The organism is Peribacillus sp. Hz7 (genome assembly GCF_042136355.1).
Classification (GTDB): Bacteria; Bacillota; Bacilli; order Bacillales; family DSM-1321; genus Peribacillus; species Peribacillus asahii_A.
Genome location: NZ_JBHHJV010000016.1, coordinates 20,695 through 47,137 on the forward strand (window position 1 = coordinate 20,695; position 26,443 = coordinate 47,137).

23 protein-coding genes are annotated in these 26,443 nt (G+C 38.0%); 2 read left to right on the forward strand and 21 right to left on the reverse strand.

The window, feature by feature from the left end; genetic code table 11:
* Positions 1–57: 57 nt before the first annotated feature.
* The 14 genes from ACE199_RS17615 to ACE199_RS17680 form a co-directional block, all read right to left on the reverse strand.
* Positions 58–2,643 carry a polynucleotide kinase-phosphatase gene (locus tag ACE199_RS17615; protein ID WP_375351033.1) on the reverse strand — a complete coding sequence of 862 codons (2,586 nt, stop codon included), beginning with the start codon at positions 2,641–2,643 and terminating at the stop codon, positions 58–60.
* Positions 2,643–3,992, reverse strand: coding sequence for a 3' terminal RNA ribose 2'-O-methyltransferase Hen1 (locus tag ACE199_RS17620; protein ID WP_375350975.1), 1,350 nt, complete (start codon positions 3,990–3,992; stop codon positions 2,643–2,645). Before ACE199_RS17620 ends, ACE199_RS17615 begins: the two co-directional genes overlap by 1 nt.
* Before the next feature lie 410 nt (positions 3,993–4,402).
* On the reverse strand, positions 4,403–5,182 hold the full coding sequence (locus ACE199_RS17625) for an N-acetylmuramoyl-L-alanine amidase (protein ID WP_375350976.1): 780 nt from the start codon (positions 5,180–5,182) through the stop codon (positions 4,403–4,405).
* Positions 5,183–6,563: 1,381 nt separating this feature from the next.
* Positions 6,564–7,940 carry a sensor histidine kinase gene (locus ACE199_RS17630; protein ID WP_375350977.1) on the reverse strand — a complete coding sequence of 459 codons (1,377 nt, stop codon included), beginning with the start codon at positions 7,938–7,940 and terminating at the stop codon, positions 6,564–6,566.
* Positions 7,937–8,617 (reverse strand): response regulator transcription factor, encoded by a 681-nt coding sequence (locus ACE199_RS17635; RefSeq protein ID WP_375350978.1) that lies wholly within the window; start codon positions 8,615–8,617, stop codon positions 7,937–7,939. Before ACE199_RS17635 ends, ACE199_RS17630 begins: the two co-directional genes overlap by 4 nt.
* Positions 8,618–8,789: 172 nt before the next feature.
* Entirely contained in the window at positions 8,790–9,476 is a 687-nt protein-coding gene (locus ACE199_RS17640; protein WP_375350979.1) for an ABC transporter ATP-binding protein, read from the reverse strand.
* Between the two features lies 1 nt (position 9,477).
* Positions 9,478–10,512 carry an FtsX-like permease family protein gene (locus ACE199_RS17645; protein WP_375350980.1) on the reverse strand — a complete coding sequence of 345 codons (1,035 nt, stop codon included), beginning with the start codon at positions 10,510–10,512 and terminating at the stop codon, positions 9,478–9,480.
* 284 nt (positions 10,513–10,796) lie between these two features.
* Positions 10,797–11,150, reverse strand: coding sequence for a monovalent cation/H(+) antiporter subunit G (mnhG, locus tag ACE199_RS17650; protein ID WP_252291508.1), 354 nt, complete (start codon positions 11,148–11,150; stop codon positions 10,797–10,799).
* Positions 11,128–11,412 (reverse strand): Na(+)/H(+) antiporter subunit F1, encoded by a 285-nt coding sequence (locus ACE199_RS17655; RefSeq protein WP_375350981.1) that lies wholly within the window; start codon positions 11,410–11,412, stop codon positions 11,128–11,130. Before ACE199_RS17655 ends, mnhG begins: the two co-directional genes overlap by 23 nt.
* On the reverse strand, positions 11,400–11,888 hold the full coding sequence (locus ACE199_RS17660) for a Na+/H+ antiporter subunit E (RefSeq protein WP_252291512.1): 489 nt from the start codon (positions 11,886–11,888) through the stop codon (positions 11,400–11,402). The genes ACE199_RS17655 and ACE199_RS17660 overlap by 13 nt, the downstream gene beginning before the upstream one ends.
* 42 nt (positions 11,889–11,930) lie before the next feature.
* Positions 11,931–13,421 (reverse strand): Na+/H+ antiporter subunit D, encoded by a 1,491-nt coding sequence (locus ACE199_RS17665; RefSeq protein ID WP_375350982.1) that lies wholly within the window; start codon positions 13,419–13,421, stop codon positions 11,931–11,933.
* Positions 13,414–13,752: a Na(+)/H(+) antiporter subunit C gene (locus ACE199_RS17670; protein ID WP_127761857.1), complete on the reverse strand. Its 339-nt coding sequence runs from the start codon at positions 13,750–13,752 to the stop codon at positions 13,414–13,416. The genes ACE199_RS17665 and ACE199_RS17670 overlap by 8 nt, the downstream gene beginning before the upstream one ends.
* Before the next feature lie 2 nt (positions 13,753–13,754).
* Positions 13,755–14,180 (reverse strand): Na(+)/H(+) antiporter subunit B, encoded by a 426-nt coding sequence (locus ACE199_RS17675; RefSeq protein WP_252291516.1) that lies wholly within the window; start codon positions 14,178–14,180, stop codon positions 13,755–13,757.
* Positions 14,181–14,182: 2 nt separating this feature from the next.
* Positions 14,183–16,582 carry a Na+/H+ antiporter subunit A gene (locus ACE199_RS17680; RefSeq protein WP_375350983.1) on the reverse strand — a complete coding sequence of 800 codons (2,400 nt, stop codon included), beginning with the start codon at positions 16,580–16,582 and terminating at the stop codon, positions 14,183–14,185.
* Between the two features lie 128 nt (positions 16,583–16,710).
* Between ACE199_RS17680 and ACE199_RS17685 the strand changes: the two genes are divergently transcribed.
* Positions 16,711–17,403: a universal stress protein gene (locus tag ACE199_RS17685; RefSeq protein ID WP_375350984.1), complete on the forward strand. Its 693-nt coding sequence runs from the start codon at positions 16,711–16,713 to the stop codon at positions 17,401–17,403.
* A gap of 94 nt (positions 17,404–17,497) precedes the next feature.
* Here the strand turns inward: ACE199_RS17685 and ACE199_RS17690 are convergent, their stop codons facing one another.
* The 7 genes from ACE199_RS17690 to ACE199_RS17720 all read right to left on the reverse strand — a co-directional run bounded on the left by ACE199_RS17690 (position 17,498) and on the right by ACE199_RS17720 (position 23,937).
* On the reverse strand, positions 17,498–18,061 hold the full coding sequence (locus tag ACE199_RS17690) for a tyrosine-type recombinase/integrase (protein ID WP_375350985.1): 564 nt from the start codon (positions 18,059–18,061) through the stop codon (positions 17,498–17,500).
* 204 nt (positions 18,062–18,265) lie between these two features.
* Complete coding sequence (locus tag ACE199_RS17695; protein ID WP_252291524.1) at positions 18,266–18,640, reverse strand: nucleotide excision repair endonuclease; 375 nt, start codon at positions 18,638–18,640, stop codon at positions 18,266–18,268.
* A 234-nt stretch (positions 18,641–18,874) separates the two neighbouring features.
* Positions 18,875–20,032 carry a phosphoribosylglycinamide formyltransferase 2 gene (purT, locus tag ACE199_RS17700; RefSeq protein ID WP_375350986.1) on the reverse strand — a complete coding sequence of 386 codons (1,158 nt, stop codon included), beginning with the start codon at positions 20,030–20,032 and terminating at the stop codon, positions 18,875–18,877.
* A 186-nt stretch (positions 20,033–20,218) separates the two neighbouring features.
* Entirely contained in the window at positions 20,219–20,872 is a 654-nt protein-coding gene (locus ACE199_RS17705; protein WP_375350987.1) for a hypothetical protein, read from the reverse strand.
* A 264-nt stretch (positions 20,873–21,136) separates the two neighbouring features.
* Positions 21,137–21,361 carry a hypothetical protein gene (locus ACE199_RS17710; RefSeq protein ID WP_375350988.1) on the reverse strand — a complete coding sequence of 75 codons (225 nt, stop codon included), beginning with the start codon at positions 21,359–21,361 and terminating at the stop codon, positions 21,137–21,139.
* A gap of 97 nt (positions 21,362–21,458) precedes the next feature.
* Positions 21,459–23,006: an L-glutamate gamma-semialdehyde dehydrogenase gene (gene pruA, locus ACE199_RS17715; RefSeq protein WP_375350989.1), complete on the reverse strand. Its 1,548-nt coding sequence runs from the start codon at positions 23,004–23,006 to the stop codon at positions 21,459–21,461.
* A gap of 16 nt (positions 23,007–23,022) precedes the next feature.
* Positions 23,023–23,937 (reverse strand): proline dehydrogenase family protein, encoded by a 915-nt coding sequence (locus tag ACE199_RS17720; protein WP_375350990.1) that lies wholly within the window; start codon positions 23,935–23,937, stop codon positions 23,023–23,025.
* A 318-nt stretch (positions 23,938–24,255) separates the two neighbouring features.
* On the opposite strand from ACE199_RS17720, the gene ACE199_RS17725 reads away from it, so the two are divergent.
* Complete coding sequence (locus tag ACE199_RS17725) at positions 24,256–26,442, forward strand: methyl-accepting chemotaxis protein (RefSeq protein WP_375350991.1); 2,187 nt, start codon at positions 24,256–24,258, stop codon at positions 26,440–26,442.
* Position 26,443: the final 1 nt, after the last annotated feature.

Sequence of the window (26,443 nt, forward strand, 5' to 3'; positions counted from 1 at the left end):
TCTTATCTTTAATCCGCTTACTAAAAGAAGCACTGAATCGAGGTTCAGTGCTTCTTTTTATAACCTTGGGTCAACAGGGTCCGACTCCATTGCTAATGTTGCAAGCACACATTCATGTACCCGTTCAAGCGATTCCCCATTAACAAACCTTTGTATCCCTTCAACACCTAGTGCAAACTCTTTTAATGCTAATTTTTGTTTTTTTCCTGTATTTCTTCTCTTCAATCGTTCAAGATTGTTAGGAAATAAATAGTCCATACCATAAATAATATTCAAGTATTTTCGACCTCTTACTTTAATCGCTGGTTGAAGCAATTGCCCCCGATTCTCGGCAATAAAGAATTCCGGTTTAATTACAATCCCCTCATGTCCATCACTTGTCATCTCTTCCCACCATTGAATGATTTCCGCTTCACTTGCTTCATCTCTAATAACTTTATATTCTGTTTCAACAAATATAGTAGAAAGCTCAGCCAATTCTCGATTCACTTCCATATGCCAAGTATGCGGTTGATGGAAGAAGGTCTGACTGCTATGAGCTAACACATGAAATGGAGCAATTTGAATCTTACTTACCCCGTCAACATCCCAACAATATTTCTGAAACACTTCTTTAAACGTTTTTGCATGGTCTAGTTTTACTTCATACTCTTGAAGCCATGCCTTTAGCTCTTCATTTGTTCCAGCAACAGCTTCTAACTTCTCTTTCAATGTTGCTCGGTCCAATACGGCAATTTCAGCAACATGAGCGTATTGATTGTTGATTAGTTCACGTGCTTTTAAATTCCATGGCATAATTTCTGCATCTAATAGAACAAATTCCGTATTATATTTATCGAAATAAGACTGTAAATCTTGATTCAACCTTCGAACAATCTGATTCTCCGTGGCAGCATCAAAGAAACGTCTGCCTCTTCTCGTATAGATAGTCCCTAATGTTTGAAATCCCGTATGTTTTTCCCCTGCTGCTTCATTTTTGAATAAAAAGAGAACAGCTCGACTTCCCATATGCTTTTTCTCAGCAACCATTGTTGTTATTCCTTGATTTCGATAATAATCAATGGCTTCTTTCGGATGCTCTAGAAAATCATCTAAGGCAGATGCACTTGGAGTTGGACTCATTGTTGGAGGAATATAGATTAATTGCTCAATCGGAATCGTATCATGTGAAATTGCGTCAATCGCCGGTTTGACAATTCCTTGCTGAATGCGTACTTCTCCTAATTGTTCCGTTAATACTGAATATCCATTAATAAATTTACCAATGTTCGGTGGATTCAATCGGCTTGCTTCCCATTCTACGAGCGGATTATCTGGAGACTGTGCATAATCTTTAGCAGCTTTAACCGATACAAATTCCTTTTCCGGATAACAAAATGCGGTTAGCTTTCCTCCAAACACAACACCTTGGTCAATATTAATAGTATTATTAATAAGCAGTGGCTGCGGTTTTGGATCATGTCCCCAAACAATGAGTGTACTTGTTTGATGGTGGACAAACCAATCCTTCCTCTTTGGTTTCCCCTTTTCATCCAATCCATCTGTATCTCCATAACGACAAAAATCACTAATGTCACGAGATTGCTTCCCAATATATTCATCTTTAATCCCGGCATGAGTACAAACTAATGTTGGGACACCATTTTTGGTAAACACATAGTGTGAAGGGGCCTTCAGCAAAAATCCTTTCAAACTCTGTTTCAGTACTTCTGCCTGCTCTGCTCCATATTCTACTTCGTACTCTTCAAATTCTTGAGCTACCTTTTCATCGCCATGTTGTAACGTCACCTTTTTTCCATCTAGCCAACGAGCGATTTTCCATCCATGATTACTATCAATCATATAGGCGAGTTGATGTTGAACATGATGTAAGAAAAATTGCATCGTATGCAAAGATTGTGGGCCACGACTCATCACATCCCCAATCGATAGAAATTTTCTTCCTTCTGGATGTATATATAATCCATCCTCATTTTCTTGATAACCTAGCCTTTCTAACAGTGCAATCATTTCATCATAACAGCCATGAATATCTCCAATAATATCTAAACCATGCTCGATTTCTTGTTCAATTGGATTTTTCCGTCTCATAAAAGTTATATCATTTGTCTCATTAATATAGTAAATTGCCGTATAACCTTCTTTTTTCAAAAAACGTTTTTCTCGCTTAAATACTTGGTCTTGCTGTTTAATCCTTCTTTTCCCTCTTGGATTTTCCCTTTGTGTATCTCGTGCCAAAAGAACATCTTGAGGAATATCTAACACAAGCGCAATAAGCGGTACATGATATTTTCGCGCAATCGCGATATATCTTTTTCGATCATCGGGATGAAGATGAGTCGCATCGACAAACGTCAGTTTATTCAACCGACTCCGTGCTGAAACGACCGAATCTAACATCGAAAAGGCTTCTTTTGAAATACGTTGATATTCATCGAATAGGCCGTCTGCCTCGTCCTTCGGTCTGTTTTGATAATCGATAAACTCGGTATCACTGACTAACACTCGAAAATCATCTGAACTAACTACTTCAGAAGCAAGAATACAATCGTTATCAATCATTCTTTTTAATAGCGTAGATTTCCCACTATTAGACGGTCCGATAAGTAATACAATTCCTGCATGCGGCAGTATAATTTGCATCATTCAACCTCCTTCCTTGAAAACACACACATTTGGGTTGGACAGCCATACTGTTCATGCGCTTCGCCAATTCCAATAAACGCTAGCTCATAGCTGCCATTATTTCTATCCATACACCATGTTTGAAACTCTGCTCTCGTCCATTCAAATCGATGATCATGATGGCGAATCTGTTTTCCTAGATTATAAACCGCATTATACTCTTGATTCGGTGTCGTAATCATTAACACATTTGGTTGATATTCATTCAAAATTGTATCCATCATCTTCGGCAATCGATACGCACCAATATGTTCAATCACTTCACATAGAATCATAATATCTTTGTTCTTCAACCGTTCATCATAATAAAAAAGGGAACCCCATAATGGCGTCGGCATCACAAATCCTTCTTGATGACGAACTTTTTCAAATCGCTCTATAGCCTGAAGTGCAGCTGATTCTGAAGGTTCAACAGCTAGTACTTCCTGCACTCCATCCACAAACCCTAATCTTAGTGATAACTTTCCCTCTCCAGAACCAAAGTCCACAATCCTTCTTCTTGGTTCGATTCCTTTGACCATTTCTATAATTTTCTCGTAACGTAAATCATTAAGACGTATTTTCACCGTTTTCTCTTTACTTTCTTCAGATTCTTCTGTCTTCTGAACGATGCTATAGACTTCTTTAAAACGTAAAGCTTGGCGTAAAATAAATGATTTCAACGGATGATTTTCCAACCATCCTTCACCATATCGTTCAATCTTCTCGATTTCTTTTTCATCAATATAGTAATGTTTATAATTATCTAAAACAGGAATTAATACAAATAGCTGACGAAGTCCATGTTGTAAAGTTGTTGAGCCTTTTAACGAAATGAATCTCGCTGTACTTTTTTTCTTCAAATGAAAAGAGTAATTCGTTTCAGCGTGAGAAATAGCTGTCTCATACCCTAACGGTTCAAAAAGAGCTCTAATCTCTTCATCAGAAAGGGTTGAAGAAACAGGTCCAAATTGGAATTCGAAAGGAAAACAATGGTTAACCCACTTCTTATATTCTTCTTTCGGCTGACCATTTAGTGCTGTCCCAAGAGCCGGTCGAATAAAAGAACAAAAAATACTGCTTACCGCAAACTCCCGATCGTTAATATAATGTGTAATATCATATGTATAAGAGCTATTCTGCTTCAACTCCAATGCATCAGGTGTGACAAAAATGGTTACATCTAACTCTGTTTCACTACATGCACTATAAAAAAGCCTTACTAAATGCCCTTTATGATTCCGTTCATATACATTGTTCGGGTTTTTTGCTAATAAATATGAAATAACTTTCACATTTTCTCCCGTAGCTCGAATCGTTAATTGCATGGGAACACTCCTTTTAAAAAGGTAATAAAAGTCATTATAGCATAGTGAAGAAGGATGAATCATCGTATCTATTTTTTAGTGCTGTTATTGTTACAGCCCAGTTAAAAATAAAAAAAACATCAAGTGAATGCTTGATGTTTTTTCATTTTATCCCACACTTAACGGGCAGTAAGACCCCCATCTCAAGCTTATGAGGGATCAAAGAAGATAGGTGGGGGATAACTGCCCGTAAAGGTCCGATTGGTTCAACTAACCATCAGTGGGGGATGAAGCCCCCCACTGATGGAAGTTTCACTTTATCATGAACCAATCCGTCATCTGCACTTTGCACCAACTATCTATCAAGTTGATCTACGAATTTAGCTATTTATCAACTATTCAACTACAAACTCTGATAGAACATCATACGCTTAGATGATTTCCACATATCCTGAGTAAGCTGTTATATAATTTCCACTCTTTAGCTTGTACATCTTAGACCCATTAACGGTTAATGTGTCAACGACGGTAAAAACTTCCCCTTTCTGTACCTTGCCCACTTTTGCATTCCAATCAGGCTTATTATAATAGTACAGATCCGGTGTGATGACACGAATGAGAAATGTCGAATCATCTTTCTCATTGCCTTCTTCATCATTGTTTTGATTCTCTTTCGGTCGAAGATTCAAGCTTTTTGCAATTCCTTCAATATGACCAAGAGCAAGGTCATCTAGAAAGCTGGACTTCTTTAACTTTTTCGCATCATTGGCACGGTCAATAAAACCATTCTCCGTCAAAATAGCTGGCATTTGTGTGTCTCGCAGCACCTGAAAGTTAGCCGTTTTCCGACCTCGATTTCGTAAACTCACATGCTTTATAAATTCCTTATGAAAAGCGTCTCGATAACTGACTGTTTTTTTACTGGCATTTGGATGGATATAATCCTCAAATCCCGTCCCGCCACCGGAATTAATATGAATTGAGATGAATAGATCAGCTCCCCAACGATTAGCGTCATCAGCCCGTGCTCCTAAAGAAACTGCCTTGTCTGTCGTTCTGCTCATCTTAACGGAAACATTTTCATATCTATTCAATAACCCATCGCGAACTCTTTTAGCAATATCTAACGTCAAGTTTTTCTCTAGTAATCCATTTCCTACTGCTCCTGGATCGGAACCGCCATGGCCTGGATCAAGATACACTTTTACCATTTGAAATCACCTCATTATACCTTATGTTTATTTCACTACATTTGATTATGTTTTCGAAAATCTTCTTCCGTAGCATCGGTAAATCTGTAAAAATATAGTGAACTACACATAACCATGAGGCTGTCTAAAAAGTCTGTAAAATAAAAAGGATCAACAAAAATCCAACGGACAGCTCCATTCCTTTGCTGGATTTCCGAGTTTTGTCCTTCATGACTTTGATGAAGGACATTTTCCTCGCTGGGTTTCCGAGTTTTGTCCTTCATGACTCTGATGAAGGACATTTCCCCGGCTGGATTTCTGAGTTTTGTCCTTCATGACTTTGATGAAGGACATTTTCCTCGCTGGATTTCCGAGTTTTGTCCTTCATGACTCTGATGAAGGACATTTTCCTGGCTGAATTTCCGAGTTTTGTCCTTCATGACTTTGATGAAGGACATTTTCCTGGCTGAATTTCCGAGTTTTGTCCTTCATGACTCTGATGAAGGGCATTTTCCTGGCTGGATTTCTGAGTTTGTCCTTCATGACTTTGATGAAGGACATTTTCCTCGCTGGATTTCCGAGTTTTGTCCTTCATGACTCTGATGAAGGACATTTCCCCGGCTGGATTTCCGAGTTTTGTCCTTCATGACTTTGATGAAGGACATTTTCCTGGCTGGATTTCCGAGTTTTGTCCTTCATGACTCTGATGAAGGGCATTTTCCTGGCTGAATTTCCGAGTTTTGTCCTTCATGACTTTGATGAAGGACATTCTCCTGGCTGGATTTCCGAGTTTTGTCCTTCATGACTTTGATGAAGGACATTTTCCTGGCTGGATTTCCGAGTTTTGTCCTTCATGACTTTGATGAAGGACATTTTCCTGGCTAGATTCCTGGTTTTTGTCCTTAAACGCACTTTTTGAGGATGGTAAAAAAGTAATGATCTAAGAGAATGATTGTTCAATTAAACGGGAGAGCTGCCCCGAAACCCACTTTCATGACTTTTGGAACAGCCCCTGCATCAAAATGTCCGCTCATTATGAAACCTATTATGAATGCGATAAATTCAACACTGGAACATCACTTTTTTCTCGATAACAGCACTACCATTTCCGAAGCCTATGATTCTATTGTCGCCATTATTTTATTTGGACTGGTTGGAAAACAGCAAAGAAAGTAATAACACAAGAATATGGCAACATGTATTAAAGGATTTGTATAGGATGTTGCACACTACATGTGATAAAAGATAGGGATAGATACAGCAGATAATATTCTGCCTTATCTATCCCTTTTTGTACTACATATGACCTCATTTACTACCACAACAAAAATTATCGTGTGTTCTTCACCAAAACGCACCATATAGTTTAAATAGAATCCTTTGCAATCTCTTCTACGCCTACCTAAACTGGTATTTCTATAATAAAAGTAGACCCTACTGCTTCTTCACTATTCACAATAATATGCCCCCCATGCAGTTTGACAATTGTAGTAACAATCGATAAACCCAAGCCTGACCCCTCAACAGTTCTTGTACGTGCTATATCTGCTCGATAAAAGCGATCAAATATCCTTTTTAGTTCCGTATCTTTCATCCCTATTCCTGTATCCTCAAAAGTTACGGAGACAAATTCTCCTTTATCTTCTATTGATATATCTATACTACCGTTCGGTTTATTATATTTAATGGCATTTGATAAAAGGTTATCCCAAACCGTATTAAGTAAGGATGGATCCCCAGTAATCTTAATATCTGGTAAGGAGTAGCTAAGCATAATACCTTTTTCACCTACTAACCATTGGTAATGATGAACCAATTCCCTCATCTGCTGACCAACGTTGAAGAATTCCTTCTTCATAATATCCTCATTTCGATCTAACGAGGCGAGCAGCAATAATTGTTTTGTTAAAGTAGAAAGTCTTCTAATTTCACCGTTAATGATTGAAATGTATTGGCTTCTTTCTTCTTGGCTTATTGATTCATTTTCTAGTAAGTTCGTATATCCTTTAATATTCGAAAGTGGTGACTGTATATCATGAGATATATTTGAGATGAATTCTTTCCTCACGTCATCTATTTGTTCTAGTTTTTTCGACATTCTTAAAAAACTATGAGTCAGTTCTCCTAACTCATCATGACGATTAACTGAGAGGTCTACATTAAACTGACCATTTGCAAGTGATTTGGTCGCTTTCGTTAGGTTTGATATCGGTTTTACTAAATACTTAGTACTAAACACTACCATAACAATACTCAAGGCGATAGACAGTATAAGGATCGAACCAAATAAATAGTGCATTTCATTAAAGAGAAGTTTGATATCTGGTCTAATAAATAGTGCATAGTTTTTTTCTTTATATTCCAACGGAACACCGATTGTATTTTGTAGTTCATTTGCAAAAAAGCCAGTTACAAATGTTCTATTTGGAAAATCAAGAATCCCGTGGTAAATATTACCATTTAATACATACTCTTTAGTTGAAACAGAAAGAGTTTTATCCCTAAAAGATGCACCAAAATAAGATTCATTACCAGCAGGATCAACCAAATAAATCTGATATCCAATGGTAGAAATATGTTCTAAATAGTCTTGGAGGTCTACACCTGAATAATCGTTCACAAACGAAGCGATAGATTGAGCGATTACCGTATTTTTTTGATCATTATAGGGCTTTAATTTTTGTTGGTAATAAGCATTAGAAAGTAAAAAGGCAGTCACACTGCTTATAATCATGATTCCGATGGTAATCACAACAAATTTTACATAAAGAGATCTCATCCGCGTTTTGCCTCCAATGAATATCCGACTCCACGCACTGTTTTAATTTGAAAATCATCTGTCAATTTTGAAAAACGTTCTCGCAATCTTTTAATATGAACATCTACTGTTCGTTCATCCCCTTGATGATCTAAACCCCAAATCTGTTCAATGAGATGATTTCTGGAAAACACTTGCATTGGATTTGACATGAGAAAATACAAAAGTTCAAACTCTTTTAAAGGTAAAAGTATGGTTCGATCTCCATTTTGAACCTCATAACTTTTTTTGTTAATTGTTGTATTTCCGATTCGTATAATGTTTTCGTCTGGATGATTGTCATATCGCCGTAACAAAGCTTTTATTCGGAAACTTAATTCCTTCGGTTCAAATGGCTTGACTAGATAGTCGTCCGTCCCCGCATGAAATCCTTGTTCCTTATCTTCAATTTGATTTTTAGCAGTTAAAAGGATGACAGGAAGATCATACCTATTTCTAATCTCTTTCGTGAGTTCATAGCCGTCCATAAAAGGCATCATTATATCGACTACAGCTAAATGACACATTTCCTTTTGAAGAATTTCCAAAGCTTCAATACCGTTTTTTGCTTGGAATACTTTATACCCCTGTTCAGATAAGTGAATATCTACAAGTTTTAAAATATTGATATCGTCATCAACAATTAGAATACTTGTCATAAATGTTTGCTCCTATATCCTTTAAAATGACTATGTCTAATTACTTGCATTATAATCATTAACGATTGAAAAGCAAGGAAATCTAAGTGGCAAAATTTCAGTTTCCTATGACTAAAATACATATACACTTAATAAATAGATACCATACTTTTCCTATCACTATTAAATAAATTTATTTTATACTTCGCAAAATCCGTCCATCACTCATTTTAATAATATGGTCTGCATAAGAAAGCATTTCTTCGTCATGTGTGACCATTAAAGTCGCTAAGTTTAGGGTTTTAGATAGATTTCGAATTAATATCATAATATCTTTAGACCTTTTTGAATCTAAACTTGCAGTTGGTTCATCCGCAAAAAGAACTTTTGGTTTATGGACCACAGCACGAGCAATGGCAACACGCTGCTTTTCGCCACCTGATAAAGAAGATGGATAGGCATTTCTCCGATGATCCATTTCCACTAATTTCAGTAGTTTGTTCACTTCTTTTTTTTGTTCCCGTTTCTCAAGTTTCGATTCAGACACATCCAGCATGAGCATCAGTTGCTCTTCAACTGTCAGAAAAGGAACGAGATGTGCAAATTGAAAGACGAAACCAAATTTACTCGCGCGTATTTTCCGAACTCGCTCTGAATTCAAAGTAGTCAAATTCTCCCCTTCAAATATAATTTGCCCATCTGATGCAGGTTGAAGTCCAGCCGCTATAGTTAAGAGTGTGCTTTTACCAGAACCTGAAGCACCCATTAATGCGGTTATTTCTCCTTCTCTCAGGGAGAGATGAACTCCTTTTAGGATTTCTTCCTTCACTTCACCATTTATAAATGTTTTCCTAACTTCATCTATTGTAAGTATAGACATATTAACTCTCTCCTTGTTGAATGGCTTGTAATGGTTCGACTTTTTTTATTTGTATACCTGAAAGAGTAGCTCCAATAAATCCGATTATTAAGAAGATGATTGACAATTGAATGGTAGCTTCAGGGGTTAAATGAAAAGGCATTCCTTTAGGTGCCATCAAATTAAAAACTTGACTAATCACAATGGATATACAAAGTGCAATGATGGTTATAAAAACCATTTGGGTCCACATCATTTTAAACAAGACACTCGTTTTGACACCAATTGCTTTAAGGATTCCGTATAAACCTATTTTTTGAACGTTCATCATATAGAAAAAGATAGCAAATAACATTCCGCTAATCACAACTAAAAACCAAATAATCATATTCAAGGACATCTGCTCCGCTTTATAACTCGCAATGGTATTAAGGAACTCATTCTTCGAAAATGATTGTAAATCAGCTGCTACCTGTGTGGAATCATCTCCCGGTATGAAAAGTAATTGCATTTCGTTGACCTTGTACATTTCTTTATAGTCTTCTACACTGATATAGGCGACTGGTGCGTGACTGAATTTACTTTGGTCTACAAAACCTTTTACAATAAATTGGCCCTTGTATTGATTATTCGTTAAAATGTCCCCAATTTTTATCCCCTCATCTTCCATAGAACGGTCTAGTATGATTTCTCCTTTATTCACATTTTGAAAAAACTCTGAGTGGGTCGAAGTAACAAAGGCAATGCTTCGTTGCTTCTCCTCATGATCATTTAAAAACCCCATTTGAATTGAAAAAGCTACAGCATCACTTTGTTTGTTTAATATTTCATCTTGGGTCCTGCTATGAATTCTTGACAGGTTGTAAGTTTCGTTTGCATCTTTAGTCATATAAAACTGTCCGTTTGGTAGATTTTTAATTAATGCAGCATTGTCTTGAGATAATCCATTTGCTAAACCTGATATTATAAATGTTAATAAACTAACAAGAAAAACGATTGAGCCTAAAATCAAAAATCTTATTTTATTTTTCTTTATTTCTTTCCAAGCAATGTTCATCTTAATTCCTCCAATCTCTTTTTGACATCCTTAGTTTATAATGGTTATGTGAACAGAAGATGAACAGAAAATTACATTATGTATTTGTGAATCATTTTATATAGAGTGTAGTTGTTGTATTAAATGAGGTCATCTAGAGGTCTTTTATAATAAAAAATACACCACTATATGAATAGTGATGTACCATATATAATATAATGTGCAACATTATAGACAAATGTTGATTCTAAGTATCTAATGTGCAATCACCTGTCTTTAATATTACAGAGTAACCCTTCATTTTTTTATTTTTCTTGCATCACTTTTTTCAAATCATCTTGCACACTTTCTTCAGCCAATTCTACATTAGAACGATAAGCAGCACGACAAATCACATGTGCTGCAACAGGAGCCGTTAGGAATACGAAAAAGATTCCAAGAAGTAAACGGACACTAAAAACGCCCTCTGTAATCCAGAAATAAAGCAACGTCCCAAATAAGACACAAAGTACACCAAGCGTCGCACTTTTTGATGCTGCATGGGAACGAGTGTACACATCGGGTAATCGAATTAATCCAATTGCACTTAAAAAAGCGAACACCGTTCCGATAAAAATCAAAATAACCGCTATCGCTTCAATCGGCAGGCTTACGTTCAATGACCACACCTCTTTCAATAAACCTAGCAAAGGCCACCGTTCCAACAAACGAGAGAATGCCGATTAACAGAATAATTTCTAAAAAAGCTGACGTTCTAAGCAGGACAGCAAAAATTGCTACTCCAGCAAGTAAATTGATACCAATCGCATCCAATGCCTGCACTCTGTCAGGCATCGAAGGTCCCTTAATAACTCGATAAAGAGTAAGTAAAATAGAGAGGATTAACAAAAACAACGAACTCATCAAAACTAATTCCACCATTTGCGTGTTACCCCCTTAATGGCCTTTTCGAATTTATGTTGTGATCGATAAACTGCATCGCTTGATTCAGGAATGTCCATCGCATGAATATAAAAGACCTTCCCATCTTGAGATACTTCCAAAACGACAGAACCAGGAGTCAATGTTAAGAGCAGAGCAAGTAAAGTTATTTCCAACTCTCCTTCTAAATCTGTTTTTAGCGTAATAATTCCGGGTGTAATATTGATCTTTGGCCGTAACACTTGCCGCATAACAAGGAGGCTTGATGTAATCAATTCGTAAATAAAGACAAGGAACAATTTGAATACAGCCACAAAGCTGCTAAGATAAAAAGGTTTAGCAAAAAAGTGACGTAAAATCCATAAAACAATTAACCCGATTAAATAGCCGCTGAAAAAAGTCAATATGCTTAATTCATCTTGGAGAAACATCCACAGGGCAGCAAGAAATAAATTAATTAATACTTGGATGGACAATGAACTCCCCCCTTTCAATCATATATCATATAAAGTAGAACTCTAAGGCATTGGATTTCTTCCTAATACAGCTTCAATATATAGTTCAGGACGTAATAAGCCTTCTGCTGCCATACTCACATATTCATGAATCCCCTCTGCACCAAAGCCTAATGCAACAGTAGCAGCAAGGAGACATCCCATAGGGAACATTAATCCTTTTGTAGTTCCCTTCTCCATATCCTCACTCAAAAGCGTTTCTCCCCAAAAACCGTTCATAAAAATCTTCATAACCGAATACAAAACTAGCAAGCTTGTTAACAGACCTATACCGCCTAACCAAAAATAGCTCGCTTCAAACGTTCCTTTTGTAATCAATACTTTACCGATAAAACCACTCAAAGGCGGTATACCTGCTAATGATAGAGCAGCGATAAAGAACATCCATCCTACATAGGGATGTGTACGAATTAATCCGCTCATGTCTTTCAAATTACTTGTACCTGTTAAATGAATCATCGTACCCCCTAGAAGAAAGATAAGGGCTTTAATAATGATGTCATGGATAAGATAGTATATAGAGCCAGTAATCGCCGTTGATGTAAAAGCAGCTAGGCCAGACATAATCAGGCCAACTCCGACAATTACGTTATACGCTAATATTTTTTTAATATCCCAATAAGCGATTGCTCCAAATGCACCAAGCACCATCGTTAATCCCCCTAGTATCCCAATGATTAAATGGGTAACTTGAGGTTCATGATAAAATACGAGCGTAAACATTCGAAAGATCGCATACATCCCGACCTTTGTGAGCAATGCTGCAAAAACCGCTGCAACCGCTGTTGGGGGAGCACTGTAAGAACCCGGCAGCCAAAAGAATAAGAATAGCGCTGCCTTCAGGCTGAATACGATTAAAAATAAAATAGCAACGGTAGTCATCAAGCCATCTTGCCCAACCTCTGCTATACGTACAGATAGATGAGCTAAATTCAACGTGCCTGTCATCGCATATAAATAGGCAACGGCAAGCAAAAAGAGAAAAGAAGAAATGATATTCACAAGAACATATTTAATAGACTCCCGGAGCTGTATCTTCGTTCCTCCTAAAGATAAAAGGACATAAGAAGAAATTAACATCACTTCAAAGCAGACGAATAAATTGAATATATCTCCTGTCAAAAATGACCCATTAATACCTGTAAGAAGAAACAAGAACATCGGGTAAAAATAGTAGGACTCCCTCTCCTTCCCAATCGAACCGAACGCATATATTAAACAACAAAAGGCAACAAAACTCGTTGTAATAAGCAGTAATACAGCAAACATATCCGCTACCATGCTCACTCCAAAAGGAGCCTGCCAGCCGCCCAATTGCAGCGTTTGCATACCATGCTCTTTAATTTGAGTCATCAAATAAATTGATGTACTCCCAACAGCTGCAATGGCAATAAGACTCATCCACCGTTGAAATTGAATATTTCCCCTAAATATTACCAATATCATCCCCATTATTAATGGGATAATGATTGGCAAAATCACAATATTATTCATCCGCATTACCCCTCATTTGACCCACATCATCAGTACCCACAAGTTTATACGCGCGATAGCTTAGCACTAAAAACAAAGCCGTTACGGCAAAGTTAATCACAATTGCTGTTAAAATAAGGGCTTGTGGCAGGGCATCCGTATAGGATGTATTTTTCAAACCTAATAACGGAGGCCCCCCTGTCTTGAGTCCCCCCATTGTTAAAATGAGCAGATGGACTGCATGACTGATAATAGAAGTTCCTAATATGATTCTTAATAAGCCTTTAGCCAAAATTAAATATGTGCCGATCATAAACAATATCCCAACAAGGAAAGACATTAACGTTTCCATCTTTATCGATCCTCACTTATGCTTAAAATAGTCGTAACAGACGTTCCAATAACAGCTAACGCAACCCCGATATCAAAAAGAACAGCTGTTGCAAGCTCTGTCTTCCCAAAGATAGGAAGATTGAAATAATCAAATGTATGACTTAGAAATGGAGCATCGAAAAAAAATGACCCTACCCCAGTTAGTACCGCAAGCAAAACGCCAATTGCTGCAACTACTTTAAAATCTACACCAATATTGGCACGCACCGTTTCAATATCAAAAGCAAGAAATAAAAGCGTCAATGCGGAGGCAATCGCTAGCCCACCGATAAATCCTCCACCCGGATTATGATGTCCCGAGAAAAAAAGATGAAACGAGAAGGCAAGGATAATCGGTACAGCCACTTTTGTGACAGCATGCAAAATAATGTCATTAGGCTTCTTCATGCTTAATCCCTCCCCGCTAATCGAAGTTTAATTAATGTGTACACTCCAAGGCTCGCAATACACAGAACAAATATTTCCAGCATCGTATCAATACCCCTGAAATCAACAAGGATAGCATTTACTATGTTTTTAGCACCTGCAAGATCGTAAGAATTCTCAAAGTAGCTTGAGATTGGTTCAAAAAGCCTTGTGCTATTGGCAGACAATGCGATGATAGTAACAATTACTCCCACTCCAATAGAAATGATTAAATTAGTTAACTTAAATCGCATCCGAACCGTTTCTTTTCGAAATTCTGGCAGGTGGTAGAAACACAATAAAAATAGAGCAACCGTCACCGTTTCAACAACCAATTGAGTAAGAGCTAAATCAGGTGCACGGAAGATGACAAACAGCATAGATACAAGATAGCCAAGCACCCCAACAGCAATGATGGCTGTCAGCCTGGATTTAGCTAACGGAACGGTAATTGCCGCAATAATCATCCCGACAACTACTCCTCCTTCGTATAGACTAATAGGAGCATCATTTAAAATATCTATCGCGATTCCATCAAATAACCAAAGAGAACCACCAAGCATAACAATCAGCACTGCAAAAATGTACACAACATAATCTCTAATAAAACCAGTCATATATCGATTTGTGAATCCTTGGGAAAACCTCTCCATCTTCTCAATCGCAAAATCATATCCAGCATTGAGCGTCCACCTTTGAGAAAACAGGCCGTATACCCCGGACCACTTTTTCAAATAGATGTACATGAAGGTTCCCAGTCCTACAATCCCCAACGTCATAAATAACTCTGTATTCCAACCGTGCCAAGCACTAATCTTCACATCAATGCCACCGCTTTGAGCAAAGATTGGTAAAATGGCAATTAACGCAGGTTGTAATAAATAATGGGAAAGCACATTTGGGAAAAAGAAAATAAGAATGACAAGCGAGGCTAGCAGAATAGGCGAAATCAACATACCTAACGGAGCTTCATGCGCTGCCTTCTCTAATTTGCTTGGTTGATACCTTCCCGTAAATGTTTTAAACAGTAAAATCATGCAGTAAATAAACGTGAATACACTAGCAATCCACGCAATCGTTGGGAAGAGTAAGCCGAATGTATTCATGCTAAATATGTTCATTTGAGAGGCATTCAAGACACCTGTAAAAAACATCTCCTTACTCAAAAAGCCATTAAATGGGGGTAACCCCGCCATAGCAAAGCTTCCAATGATGGTTAGTGTAAAGGAGATCGGCATAAGCCCCATCAAACCACCCAGTTTTCGAATATCCCGGGTCCCTGTTTCATGGTCAATAATACCAACGACCATAAACAGACTGCCTTTAAATGTGGAGTGATTAATTAAGTGGAAGATAGCTGCTAAAATGGCCGCTGCATAGACCGTTGCCTCATCCCCATATCCGAAATAAAGAGCCGCAGATCCCAATCCAAGCAGACACATAATTAGTCCTAATTGACTAATGGTCGAATAAGCTAATAACGCCTTTAAATCCGTTTGTTTAACCGCATTGATAGAACCGTACAACAAAGTGATGAGCCCGATACTCGAAATTACCCAAAACCATTCCGCATTTCCGCCAAAGATGGGTGTAAACCGAGCTACCAAATAAATACCAGCCTTCACCATTGTCGCAGAGTGCAGATAAGCACTAATTGGTGTGGGTGCTTCCATGGCATCTGGCAGCCAAATGCTAAATGGAAACTGGGCAGATTTCGTAAAAGCGCCTAATAGAATTAAAAGCATTGCAGGAAGGAATAAAGAGTGTGCAGTAATGACGTCTACTTGATTGAACATCTCTCGCAGGCTATACGTTTCGGTTATCATGGATAGCATGATAAACCCAGCAAGCATCGCCAAACCACCGAATATTGTAATAAGCATAGATTTTTGAGCACCATAGCGAGACTTTTTCCGCTGGTACCAATACGCAATTAATAAGAACGAGGAGATACTAGTCATTTCCCAAAATACATATAAAACTAAAACATTATCAGTAAAAACAACTCCAAGCATTGCTCCCATGAATAACAGCAAATACACATAGAAGTTATGAAGGGATTCACGGTGTTTGGACATATAGTAAATGGAGTAAAGAACAACTAATGTACCGATTCCGGTAATTAAAAGTCCAAAAATAAGCCCCAACCCATCCATATAGGTTGTATAATTAATTCCTAAAGATGGCATCCACGGTACGGAGTGATAGACAGTCTTTCCGTCAGCGATGGCAGGGATGTATTTTAGAAGAGATAAGAATAATACAAGCGGCACAATGAATACAAACCACCCTGTATGAATTCGAGGTGTAAAGAATTTATATAGAAATGGTACAAATAGCGCAAAGATAAATGGAATTACAATCATGATGTGTAACCAAGACAATCCGGCTCCCTCCTTATTCTTTATAAATTTAATTGACTGTAACCGAACCATAAGCTATAGTCATACATAGTCTAACGATACTTACTAACTTGTTTCATTCCCATCTATTTATTGAGGTGAACTAAATCATGAAGAAGATCAAGGGACGCATGGATGAGAGCATCCTCGTCTGCGTTTATTATGGACCAAATGGCGAACGCCTCATTCAACGTGGCTGTAAGATTGCGAGCATGCTTGACTGCCCGCTCTATATCCTAACGATTGATCCAAAGCCTTTCGATGAATTGGATGCAGAAAAATCATTTTATATTACGAGATGGCAGCAATTAGCTGAACAGCATAACGCTGAAGAATTCATTATTAAAGATAATGAAAAACGATCCGTCACCAAAGTAATCGCTGAAGTGGCAAGAGAGAAACATATTACACAAATCGTTCTGGGGCAAACAGCGCAAAGCCGCTGGGAACAAATCACAAAAGAATCAGTGATTAACTCCTTATTACGTGAGATTCCATTTATTGACCTTCATATCATATCTGTGTCTCGTTCACTTAAAGATCAAGAAGGACATTTTGAAAAAGGGGTACGTGCGTATCTTATTAAAGAAAATGATCAATACCGACTTACTTTCAACCATACAAAAAATGTTGAGTTTGAAGGAATTTTCTTTAAGGAACTCGGCACAGATTTTAATAACGGAATATTCAAGTTCATGAAAAATAAAGAAACACTGCAAGTTCATGTTATAGAAGACTACGTTAAAGATTTAACAAATGTTAATATGACTGCTACGCTCGAAACCTATAACGATGAACAATAACTACTTATACGAGCAATACTCTAGAAACCTTCACAAGTTTATACTTGTGGAGGTTTTTATTATGAGTTAAATAGTTTTATCACAATTCGCTTCGCTATAAATTGACGTCTACTCTAATTAAATGTTCCTCATTCTTTTCAATCCCTAAATAACGCAATGTTTCTGCAGGAGAATGATGATTATAAATCGACATTAAAATGGAGATTGCAATTCCTTTCCGATACGCATGGTAGCCAAATGTTTTCCTTAAAGTATGTGTTCCAATCTTCCCTGGAATTCCAACTTCTTTGGCAGCATGATTAATAATTCGATAAGCTTGCTGGCGTGTAATCGGTTGATTATTTTTCTTAGATTTAAACAAATAATCACTGCTGGTAAAATTCCATTGTGCCAAATATTTTTCGAGAACATCTCTCACATTATTATTTAAATAATACGCCTTTGCCTCTTCATGCTTAGTGTCGCGAATACGGAGAAATTCTTTAATATGAGAATCCTCCCAAACATCATCCACCTTTAAAGCCAGTAACTCACTCACTCTGATTCCCGTATTAATACCTAATACGAAAAGCAAAAGATCTCTTTGTGATTGCTGTTGCAAAATTTGTTTAATCGCATTAATACTCTCGATGTCTTTTATAGGATCGACATACTCCACACCATTTCCTCCCACAATCTAATGTTACTTAATTATTATATTAACAAATACTATGTAACATTACAATTTTAACGTTCTTTTAGTTTTTGCATTTTTATTATATCTAAAGCATGAAATTAACAACGTTATCTAACAAATTCTCAAAAAAATAACGCCTACAAATAAAAAAAGCCGGAAACTTTAAAGTTTCTGACTCTTTGATTATTATTTAAAAAACACTTTATCAATATTATATTTCGCTTGATATTCATTAATGATGTACGTTTCATAAATCTCACGTTCCATCGGAGACTCGACGATGCAAACATCAATTTGGTAAACTTCCTTTCGATGATGTTTCATCGGTGAAACTTGGTCTTCAAAATGTCTTTTAATTCTTTGTCTAAGCTTTCGAGCTTTCCCAACAAAAAGGAGCTCGCCTGCTTCATTATAAAACATGAAGATGCCGCCTTTATCTCTTGGAATTTGATGAAAATCAATAAATCCATAAATATCCTTAATTACCGGCTCATCTGCTGTTCGCACTTGTTTTCGCTGTGTAATTGTAATCTCTGCCTCAGGTATTTCAATGTGAATCACAATATGTCACTTCCTCTATTTAAGTAAAGCTAAATACTATCATATTTATACTTGAAAAGCTATTCAGCATAAAGTGAAACTTCCATCAGTGGGGGTTTCGCTTCACCCCCCACTGATGGTTAGTTGAACCAATCGGACCTTTACGGGCAGTTGTCCCCCACCTATCTTCTTTGACTCCTCATAAGCTTGAGGTGGGGGTCTTACTGCCCGTTAAGTGTGGGATAAAGAGGGCCTTTATTTTTCAACATGTAAGAAGTCTAAAGCTCGCTTCGCCTTCTCTCTCGCTTCTTCTACTGTTTCAGCCGTCGATAACGCTACAGCAACACGACGACCTATCTTCGTAACCGGTTTAGCGAATACACGAACTTGTGTGTTCGGAACAGATAAAGCTTGGTCTACTCCAGTAATTGAATAGTCCTCGTATTCTTCATCTGATTTAAGCGGACGGCTCGCTCCCGGTGTAATAAGTGTAATTTCAGGAATTGGGAATCCTAAAATCGCACGCACATGCAGGGCAAATTCAGATAGGTTTTGCGTCACAAGCGTGACAAGACCTGTATCATGCGGGCGCGGTGATACCTCACTGAAATAAACCTTTTCTCCAGAAAGAAATAATTCAACACCAAATAAACCAAATCCACTTAGCTCATCTGTAATCGTCTTCGCAATTCGCTTCGCTTCTTCAATTTGCTGTCCCGTCATATTATGAGGCTGCCAAGATTCAATATAATCGCCGCCTTTTTGAACGTGACCGATTGGAGCACAGAAATTCGTACCATTTACTGAACGAACCGTTAACAATGTAATCTCAGAATCGAAGTGAATAAACTCTTCAATAATTACACGGCCATTTTGTACGCGTCCGCCTTCCATCGCAATTTCCCAAGACTTAGCAAGTTCCGCTTCAGACGCACATACACTTTGCCCTTTTCCTGATGAACTCATTAATGGTTTTACAACGCACGGAAAACCAATTTCTTGCGCTCCTTGCACGAATTCTTCATATGTATCCGCAAATCGATAGCCAGCCGTTGGAAGACCTAATGTTTCAGCTGCTAAACGGCGAATTCCTTCCCGATCCATCGTTAACTTCGCTGCACGTGCGGTTGGAATGACACGAAATCCCTCATCCTCTAGCTTCAATAATTCTGAAGTCGCAATGGCCTCGATTTCTGGAACAATTAAATCTGGTTTTTCTCTTTCAACGATTTCACGAATTTTCTCTCCATCTAACATATCAACCACATAACCCCGATGAGCAACCTGCATTGCTGGAGCTTGTTCATAGCGATCCACCGCAATGGTTTCCACACCAAGACGCTGCGCTTCAATAGCAACCTCTTTCCCAAGCTCCCCTGACCCTAACAGTAACACTTTCTTTGTTTTAAACATCTGCACCTCTCCTCTCGTCTTTCTCATCATTATATACGAACTATTAGTCTGATAAAATAATATTTTATTCGCTAATATCTCACTCTTTCAGCGAACAAACCACAACGTAATATAAAATCACCATTTTTCACGAATATTACCCAAATAAAAAAACGATTCCCCTCAAACAAGAATCGCTGTCTCCATTTAAAAGTTAATTTCAATTTTCTTCCCTTGTTCGAAGACGGTTCCATTAGTATTTACCGCATCACTTGTAAATATGTGTATACCTTGCAATGTTGATCGGGCTTGATCATTTAGGATAAATCCAATATCCCCCCGCTTCACATCTCCACCTATGAATGTCCCCTGTATCTCTTCTAAAAACAAATTATCTTCTTCGGTTTTCTGCTCACCATCGGTCGTTTCTAAACGAGTAACCGGGGTGAACTGTACCGTATCACTGGAGGTATTATGAATTTCGACACTCATCTTTATCATATCAAATTCTTGTTTCTTCGTATAAGCTTGAAAGAAGTCCATCATGCTATTATCAGGTACAACACGAATGACTTTCACATCTTTAATCATAACTTCAATAGGACCAACCACAATAGGTGCAATTTCTGTTGCTTTTGCAAGCAATGTGAGCTCACCCTTAGAATCTGCAATACTTTGCCCCACTTCCGTTACATGTAAATCATCTGGGATGTGCCGATTCGGAATGAACCATTCCTCATTTTCAACAAACGTTTGTGCCAATGCCGTTTCTTCTTGATTGCGCGGCGCTTCAGGAGCATAGAGGTAAATACAGCTAATGATGACTATCATTAAAAATCCACTGATTAACCTTTTAAGCACTGAATCATCTCCCGTTCGTTATAAACTAACTGACAACAAAGATTTCTCTCCTTCTTTCCTACAATATAAAGGAGAATTATTAATCTCTTGTTAAGAACGGTCGATTTCTTTGTAAAAGAATATAATTTTTCATCCTAAAGTAGAGCTTCTATCAGAGGGGCTTACTGCTCGTTACATGCGGAATAACTGCATATAAAAAAAGCTGATCCAAACTCAGGAACAGCTTTTTTGTCATTTCTAATACACGCTTGATCCTTTATCTAGCTAATATCCTCCGTGCCACTGTCCCCCAGGATGATGACCTCCTCCGTGATATCCACCATGCCAATAGCCTCCAGGATGGCCTCCATACCAGTGACCTCCGCCGTGCCAATGACCGCCTGGCCAATAACCTGTTTGCCATGTTCCCGGCCAATAGCCGCCTGGCCCCATCCCTTGCCAATTAACTCCTTGAGGATACCATGGAGATCTTCCATCTATATTCATCATTTTTCCCCCTTCATTACCATACTTACCCTGCTAAAATACGACAACGAAGAAAAATAGTGATTAACGCTGAAGGGGAATTTAATCATATAAAAGCATCTTAAAACATTTCAGAAATGGTCTTTCCCTGCATATGCTGAATCAAATAATCTGGACCGCCTGCTTTTGAATCCGTCCCTGACATATTAAATCCACCAAAGGGTTGGTAACCAACAATCGCCCCCGTACACCCTCTATTAATATATAAATTTCCAACATGAAAATCTTCACGTGCTTTTTCAATATGAGAACGATTATTCGAAATAACAGCACCTGTTAAACCATACTCCGTATTATTCGCAATTTCCAGCGCATGAGCAAAATCACGCGCCTTACAGAAAGCGACTACGGGGCCGAAAATTTCCTCCTGCATAATACGTGCATGTTCTTCTACATGAGCGAATATAGTAGGCTGAATAAACCATCCTTCTCTATCATCCCCCTTGCCGCCAATCATCAACTTCCCTTCTTGTTTCCCTATTTCGATATAACTCATAACTTTATCAAAGGCCGCTTGGTCATTCATCGGTCCCATAAAATTTTCTTGATAAGCTGGATCACCAACCATTAGCTTCTTGGTTAATTCAACAGCGCGATTTAAAACCGTATCATACACATCCGCCACAACAACCGCCCGTGAGCAAGCTGAACATTTCTGACCCGAGAATCCGAATGCAGAGGCAACAATCGACTGCGCCGCAAGCTCTAAGTCTGCTTCTTTATCGACAACAATCGTATCCTTCCCTCCCATTTCCGCAATGACACGCTTCAACCAAATTTGACTATCCTGCACTTTCGATGCTCGTTCAAAAATGCGAACCCCCACATCGCGAGAACCTGTAAAGCTAATAAAACGGGTGCTCGGATGATCAACCAAATAATCCCCTACTTCCGCTCCACTTCCCGGAATAAAGTTCACAACACCAGCGGGAAGACCCGCTTCTTCAAGCACTTCAATAAACTTTGCTGCAATAACTGGAGTTGTACTAGCTGGTTTCAATAAGACCGTATTGCCTGATACGACAGCCGCCGTTGTCATCCCTGCCATAATTGCAAAAGCAAAATTCCATGGTGAAATAATAACGCCTACTCCGAGTGGAATATAGGCAAAACGATTGAATTCAGATGGACGACTTTCTACCGGAATCCCATCCTTCAGCTTCAACATTTGCCGCCCATAATATTCCATAAAGTCAATTCCTTCTGCCGTATCCGCATCTGCTTCATTCCATGGTTTTCCCGCCTCTTTCACTAACCATGCTGAAAATTCATGCTTGCGACGCCGAACAATTGCAGCTGCACGAAAAAGAATATCCGCTCTCATCTCTGGCTTTGTCTTACGCCATGTTTTAAATGTTTCCGCAGCTACTTGCATCGCATTTTCTGCAAGTTGCTTATTTGCTTTTGACACATTGCCTATAACCTGGCTATGATTAGCTGGATTAACCGAAATAATTTTTTCTTTTGTTGAAATTCGCTCTCCCCCAATAATTAACGGATACTCTTGACCGAGACACGCCCCCACCTTAGCTAGACCTGTTATGAAAACATCTTTGTTTTCTTGTAAAGAAAAATCAGTAAATGGTTCATGTTTATAGGAAAATATCATCTCGTCATTCCTCCTCTTATTTCATCCAATTCTTCATCACAAACCAAACATTAGCCGGCCTTTCAGCTAAGCGCCTCATATAGTAACCGAACCAATCCTTTCCATACGGTACATAGACGCGTACTGTATATCCTTCACTTGCTAATTTCTTTTGCAAATCTTCGCGAATGCCAAAAAGCATTTGAAACTCAAATTGATCTCTTTTTATCTCTTTTTCTCTTACAAACTCTTTCACTTGATGAATAATCTGTTCGTCATGACTAGCTACCGCTGTATAATGTCCATTTAACAAATGCTGTTTAATAATTTTTAAATAATTCTTATCTACATCTACTTTCTTTGGAAAAGCCACTTCAGGTGATTCTTTATAAGCCCCTTTCACAAGACGAAGGTTGGCACTGATTTGACCCAAGTCTCGTAGATCCTGTTCCGTTCGATATAAATAAGCTTGTAAAACAAGACCTACTCCGTCATACATCTTCCGCAATCGCTTAAAGAGATCAATCGCTTGTTGACAATGTGCATAATCCTCCATATCAATCCGAACAAAAATCCGATGCTCACTTGCTTTATTTAGAATATGACACATCTGTTCAAAACATAAATCATCACTTATATCTAATCCAAGCGATGTCAACTTAACAGATAAATGGGAAGGAACATTCGCTTCAGCAATTGCCTCTAACGCTTTCAAACACATATAAGCAGACTGCCTTGCCTCGGCTTCACTTTTTACGAATTCACCCAAATGGTCCAATGTCGCCACTCGTCCATCTTCATGTAATAACCGCACTTGCTCAATTGCTTGTTTAATAGATAACCCTGCCACAAATTTTTGCGCACCTAGATGCAACCCATATTTCGCAGCCCACTTATTCACGCGTTTGTTTCTCGCTAAAAATTGAAAGAAGTTCCTCATTATCGCTTCCATTCCAATTCCTCCATTACGGTGAAAAGTGTTACAGCCCCCTCTTATACTCATTATATTTTCCATACTTAAGCTTTTATTCTTTTTAAATAATAACTCTACAAGATTAACAAAAAAAAAACGAATATCAACGCTTATATCATACGAAAGAACTAACATAATTGATTTTGCTGTTTCCCTTTCTACACTTTCATGCTACAATACTCCTAACAAAACATGTCAAATAATATTACATATTATTTTTTGAATATTCATAATAAAAGAAACGAAAATCCACAACGTTATTTAACAGAACCATTTTTTTAATAAAGTCAGAAGGGAATGAGAATACATATGGGCTTTTTTGACTGGTTAGATTTTAAAGAAGGTCTCCCTTTATGGTGGTCGTATAAGTTGAATCGCTCATCTAAAGAGTCAGTCGAGGAAATTTTTGAAAGCATCGCGAAGACTCGCGTTAATCTTTTATACGAATGGACCAATGAGCGATGGGCTTCTTTAGAAAAACGAGCGCAGGAATTAGAACGTATCTCTGAGCAAGATTTAAATTCCTTTTTAGAAGTTTCCAAAGAAAAAAGTACATATTTTACTGAATTATTCATTCTAAATCCACAAGGAAAAGTAGTCTTTTCAAGCTACCCAAAGCATATCGGTCACACTTACAATACAAATCAAACTCCAATCTATAAAAAAGCAATAGAGCGGGTCATCGAAACGGAGCAGCACCTTCTTTACGGTCCCTTTACGGATTCGTTAACATTAGAAATCGGACCCCGCACTTCCAAATTCCATGATGAAGTTACGATTTTATTTTTCCAGCCTGTCATAAAAGATGGTGCCCTCCTTTATATACTAGTCGGTCGACTTCCAAATGATGTGATAGGGGATTTAATTCAACGAGAAGCTGGACATATTTATCAAGATTCAGGCGATAATTATATTTTTATGATCTACTCTCATCTAGATCCATCTATCGCACAAGGAGTAGCATTATCCCGCAGCCGGTTTGAAGACCATACCTTCTCACTCGGGGAGAATTTAAAAGATGGTGTAACAACAAAACATTGGGGGATTGTAAAAATTAAGAAGCATACTGAATTCGAAATTCGCTTCACCGATCCTGCCACAAAAAAATTACATCCTGGTGTTCAACATACAATTGATAATGGCGAAAATCTATTCGTTGAGTTCCCCGGATATTCTGATTATCGCCACATTCCCGTCATCGGAAAAGGAGTTACTTTCCAGCTGCCTGGTTCACCTGATGTTTGGGGGATGATGTGTGAAGGTGATTTAGAAGAAGTATATCGAACACGCTCTATCGGCTTTCGTCTGGGTAAAAGCTTCATCCTGCTTACCATGCTTGGAATTGTACTCTATCAACTTTTAACGGCTTTTTTCGTTCCGCCATGGTTAGCTTTACTCATTAACATTTTATACGGTGTACTCGCCACTTCCTATTTTCATAAAAAACAATTAAAACCAATTGTTAATCGTCTAAATCGAATGACGGAAATGATTCAAACAATCGCAGAAGGCGGCGGTGACTTAACGATTCGTGTTAAAAAAGAATTGCTTTCCAATGATGAAACGGGGGCTATGGGACGCTGGGTTAATAATTTCATAGACAGTCAAGAAGAATTGATTTATCAAGTAAAATCAGCTGCACTTGATGTCGAACAAATGAATCAAACATTGCGTAAGCGAACCATTATCGTTGAGCAAAACTCCCATTCCGTTATTGAACAAATGAATGAAATGTTAGAGAGCACACAGCAGCAATTACACGACGTGCATCAAGCTATGAATCAAGTCGATCAGATTCACGAAACATTAAATGGTATGGAAAAAATGAGTCAGGAACAATTGCTTGAAGCACAAAAACAAGTCGCAGGCATTGACGATAAAATGAGCGAGATTGTGAAAAAGGTTCATGATACGCTCACCTTAACCGAAACATTCACACAATCTTCTCAAAATATTGAACGCATCGTTAATACGATCAATGCTATTGCTGAACAAACGAATTTGCTCGCCTTAAACGCAACAATTGAAGCTGCTCGCGCCGGCGAGTATGGAAGAGGTTTTGCTGTTGTTGCCCAAGAAATACGCAAGCTCGCCGATCAAACGACTTTCGCAACAAAGGAAATTAAACATACGTTAGAAAACATCGAACACAGTTCTTCACTTGTTCAGAATTCTATTCAAAACAGCAGCGACGAAGTGGAAAAAGGTTCTGAATATATTCGCGTTGTACGTGATGTATTAACATCTATGTCTCAAGCATCGGCAACCCAACCAAATGTAACAGAACAGATGCGTGATATCATTCGCAGCATTGCCATCGTCAACGAACAAAACTTCCGTACGGTGGAAAATGTTGATATGTCCACTAAGAAAATGGTGCACTTAATTCAAGACACACGCTTTGATAATGAACTAAGTTCTCTCGTAATCAATACACTTGCACAATATGTATCCAAGTTTCATCTTTCTAACGATAAATCTTAAA